Source organism: Promicromonospora kroppenstedtii DSM 19349, assembly GCF_000515355.1.
GTDB classification, from domain to species: Bacteria; Actinomycetota; Actinomycetes; order Actinomycetales; family Cellulomonadaceae; genus Promicromonospora; species Promicromonospora kroppenstedtii.
In genome coordinates, this window is the sequence record NZ_KI911634.1 from 27,385 (window position 1) to 31,110 (window position 3,726).

2 protein-coding genes and 1 pseudogene are annotated in these 3,726 nt (G+C 73.6%); 2 read left to right on the plus strand and 1 reads right to left on the minus strand.

What is annotated here, in order from left to right:
* Positions 1-2,700: pseudogene (locus PROKR_RS34095) on the plus strand (hypothetical protein); the annotation flags it as partial.
* Positions 2,701-2,746: 46 nt separating this feature from the next.
* On the opposite strand, the gene upp reads toward PROKR_RS34095, so the two are convergent.
* Positions 2,747-3,382, minus strand: coding sequence for a uracil phosphoribosyltransferase (gene upp, locus PROKR_RS06530; RefSeq protein WP_026366119.1), 636 nt, complete (start codon positions 3,380-3,382; stop codon positions 2,747-2,749).
* A gap of 168 nt (positions 3,383-3,550) precedes the next feature.
* On the opposite strand from upp, the gene PROKR_RS36840 reads away from it, so the two are divergent.
* A partial coding sequence (locus PROKR_RS36840; protein ID WP_245605731.1) for a deaminase occupies positions 3,551-3,726 on the plus strand: 176 nt, incomplete at its 3' end.

Below are 3,726 nucleotides of genomic sequence, written 5' to 3' on the forward strand. Positions count from 1 at the left end.
GGGAGCGTGGCCGCGGGCGCGCTCGCCGTCGCAGCGGTCGGCCTGGTCGCGGCGCTGCAGATCACCGCGCCGCCCGAGGCCGAGACGTTCATCGACACCGTGATCGCCACGCATGACGGCCGGGAGCTGCCGGGCGGCGGCACCGAGGGCGTCCGGGACGGCGGCGACGACGTGCAGCCCACCGACCTGGTGCCCAGCGCGGACACCGCGTACCTCAAGGTCGACTACGCCGACGCCGCGCAGCCGCTGACCCCGCGCCAGCCCCAGAACCTGACGTTCACCGTCGAGAACACGGGCAAGGCCGCGGCGACCGGTGCGCAGATGGAGGTCACCCTGCCGAGCGGGCTGAACGCCACGAAGCCGGCCGGGTCCTTCGGCACCGGGGTCGGCACCGGCAAGCTGGTCGCGGCCACCGAGTCGCCGGCCGTGAGCGCGACGCCGACCCCCGCGGTCACGCCGACGCAGGGCAGCACGCCCGAGACCAAGGCCGACGCTTCCGAGGGTTCACCCAGTGCCAAGGTGGAGACCTCGCCGAGCGCCTCCCCCAGCACCTCATCCACCGAGTCGCCCGCCGAGTCCCCGGTCGCCTGCATGCCGACGGAGCAGGCGAACGTGCTGCTCTGCTCGATCGGCGAGCTCGCGCCGGGCGCCGCGCGCTCCGTCGCACTGTCCGTGCAGGCCAACGCCGGGGGCGACTACCCCGTGGCCGCCAAGGTCTGGGCCGACGGGCTCCAGGCGCTGAGCGCGGACCTGCCCGGCCGCACCGTGGCCCCCTTCGGCCAGGAGCTGTCGGCGCAGACCACGGACGTGTCGCTCGCCAGCCCTGGTTCCGCCTCGCTGCCCGTCACCCTGGGCAGTACGGGCGACCGTCCGGTGACGGCCGGTGGCTGGGCGATGGCCGTGTCGCTGCCCGAGGGCGTGCGCCCTGCGTCCACGCAGTCCCAGCTCAAGTGCGTGGCCGGCGAGATGCCGAACGCCTGGCTCTGCAAGCCGCTCGACGCCGCCTACGCGTCCTCGGTGTCGCTCGAGCCGGGGGCCAGCGTCGACGTGCCGCTGAACATCACCACCGCCACGGACGCGGCCAAGTCGGCGCAGCCCGCCGAGCTCGGTGTGGTGAACGTCCGGCCGGTCCTCGTCGACGGGGCCGCCCGTTCGTCCTCCGCCACGCTCGTCGCGACCTCGGCCTGGGCCAACGCCTCCGCGGGCGTCGGCACCGTCTCCGCGACCTGCCTGGCCGAGGGCGGCGCCACCAAGGCGGACGCCGTGGTGACCGGCATCTACAAGAACACGACCGACCGCAGCGTGCGGGTCACCCTCCAGGCGGCCGGCAACAGCGAGTCGACGGGCAAGGACGTGGCGCCGGGCGAGTCCGTGGGTCTCACGGTGCACGACGGCATGCGCGTGCCCGCCGGTGCCGCCGTCTTCGTGCTGGCCACGTCCGTGGACGGCAACACGTACGAGACCCGCGTCCCCGCGGGCGACCACGGTTCAGCCGACTGCTACAAGCCGGGCTGGGACACCGACACCTCGGTCCAGACCGTGAACGCCGGTGGCACCGTGGGCATGAAGGGCACGATCACCAACCGGTCGAACGAGTCGATGACCGCGTACATGTCGGTGCCCGTCGGTGACGGCACGGTCAAGTCGGTCAAGCTTCCCGTGGCGCCCGGTGGATCCGTGGAGCTCTCGGTGAACACCGAGCGCACCAGCGTGCCGGAGAGCAACGCGACGTTCTACCTCTCGCGCGAGGTGCCCGACGTCGACGGCGACCTGGCCGCCGGCCCGATCGTGCCCGCCAGCAACCCGACCGCGCGCTACGGTTCCGGCGTCATCGCGCCCGCTCTGGGCGAGCGGACCATGGGCTCGACGGACTGCGCCTACGACCCGGCGAAGGATCGGTCGGTGCAGACGTTCCAGGTCACCGCGGTCAACACCGCGTCGAACCTGGACGTGAAGTTCCACGTGGGCGACGTGACCCGGACCGTGGCCGCCGGCGCCACCGAGGTGATCGAGTTCCCGGTCGTCTGGGGCACGGACACCGTGACCGTGACGGCGGCCGGCACGTCGCTCGGCGACGTCGACGTGAAGTTCAAGTCGTGCGCCGAGGTGACCTGGCCGTCGGCGGACCAGATCTCGGTCACCACCGAGGCGGTGTGCGTCGAGCAGGACGTGCAGGTCGAGGCGACGGTCGTGAACCGGAGCGGCCGGGACTGGCGCGGCGTGCTGGTCCACGACGGCACCGGCGAGCAGAGCGAGATGCAGGCGGTCCCCGCGGGCGGGACGGTCACGTTCAAGCTCGCCCGGCAGCCGCTGATGAGCCTCGACGGCAACGTCACCGTGCGGCTGGCTCGGGACCTCGAGGGCGCGACCCGCACCGTGGAGCAGTCCTACGCGGTCAAGGGCGCGACGTGCCTGCTCCCCGAGCCGATCTGCCCGCCCACGCAGGACCCGAAGCCCACGCCGGACGCCGAGCCGTCGGCCGGCACCGAGCCCGAGGGCACGGGCCAGACGGCCGACACCGAGCAGACGGCCGGCACGGAGCAGTCCGCGGCCACGGAGCAGGCGACCGCGTCGTCGGCCCTGGTCTGGACGCGCACCGCGATGCCGGCACCCACGGACAGCCAGTGGCGGCGCCTGATGCGCCTGGACGACAACGGCGGCTGCGAGACCCCGGCCGCCGACCAGTCCGAGCAGGCCTGACGCGCGGGCCGGGCCCCAAGGCCCGGCCCCAGGCGCCGGTCAGGTGTCAGACGATGCCGTACAGCCGGTCCCCGGCGTCACCCAGGCCGGGCACGATGTAGGCCTTCTCGTTGAGGCGCTCGTCCACGGCCGCGACCACGACGGACAGGTTGGCGCGGTCGCCCACGTGCTCCTCCAGCAGGGCGATGCCCTCCGGGGCGGCCAGCAGGCACACCGCGGTGACCTCGCGCGCGCCGCGCTCCAGCACGTAGTCGATCGCCGCGACCAGGGTGCCGCCCGTCGCGAGCATCGGGTCGATGAGGAACACGTGCCGGCCCGTCAGGTCGTCGGGCAGGCGGTTGGCGTAGGTGACGGCCTTGAACGTCTCCTCGTCGCGCACGAGGCCGAGGAAGCCGACCTCCGCCGTCGGCAGCAGGCGGCTCATGCCGTCCAGCATGCCCAGGCCGGCGCGCAGGATCGGCACCACGAGCGGCGGCGGCGACGCGAGGCGGGTGCCAGTCATGGTGGTGATCGGCGTCTTCACCTCGTGCGGCTCGGTGGCGATCTCGCGGGTGGCCTCGTAAGCCAGGAGCGTGACCAGCTCGTCCACCAGCAGGCGGAAGGTGGGCGAGTCCGTGGTCTCGTCCCGCAGGACGGTGAGCTTGTGGGCCACCAGGGGGTGATCGACGACGTGAAGGCGCATGGGGGCAACGCTACCGGGCAGCCGTACGCCCCGATGGTGCGGAGGCCCGGAAAGTCGCCAGTCCCACACTCCCCCGCGTTGTCGCACCCGCAGGTCACTAGGGTGACCTGTGTGTCCGACACCGCAAGCCTGAGCGCCGCCGGGCGCCGCGCCCACTGGGACCGGTGGATGGGCGTCGCGCTCGACGAGGCCCGCCTCGCCCTCGACACCGGCGACGTGCCGGTCGGCGCCCTGGTGCTCGACGACGCGGGCGGGGTGATCGGCGTCGGGCACAACGAGCGGGAGGCGACCGGGGACCCGACCGCGCACGCCGAGGTGCTCGCGATGCGGGCCGCGGCAGCGGC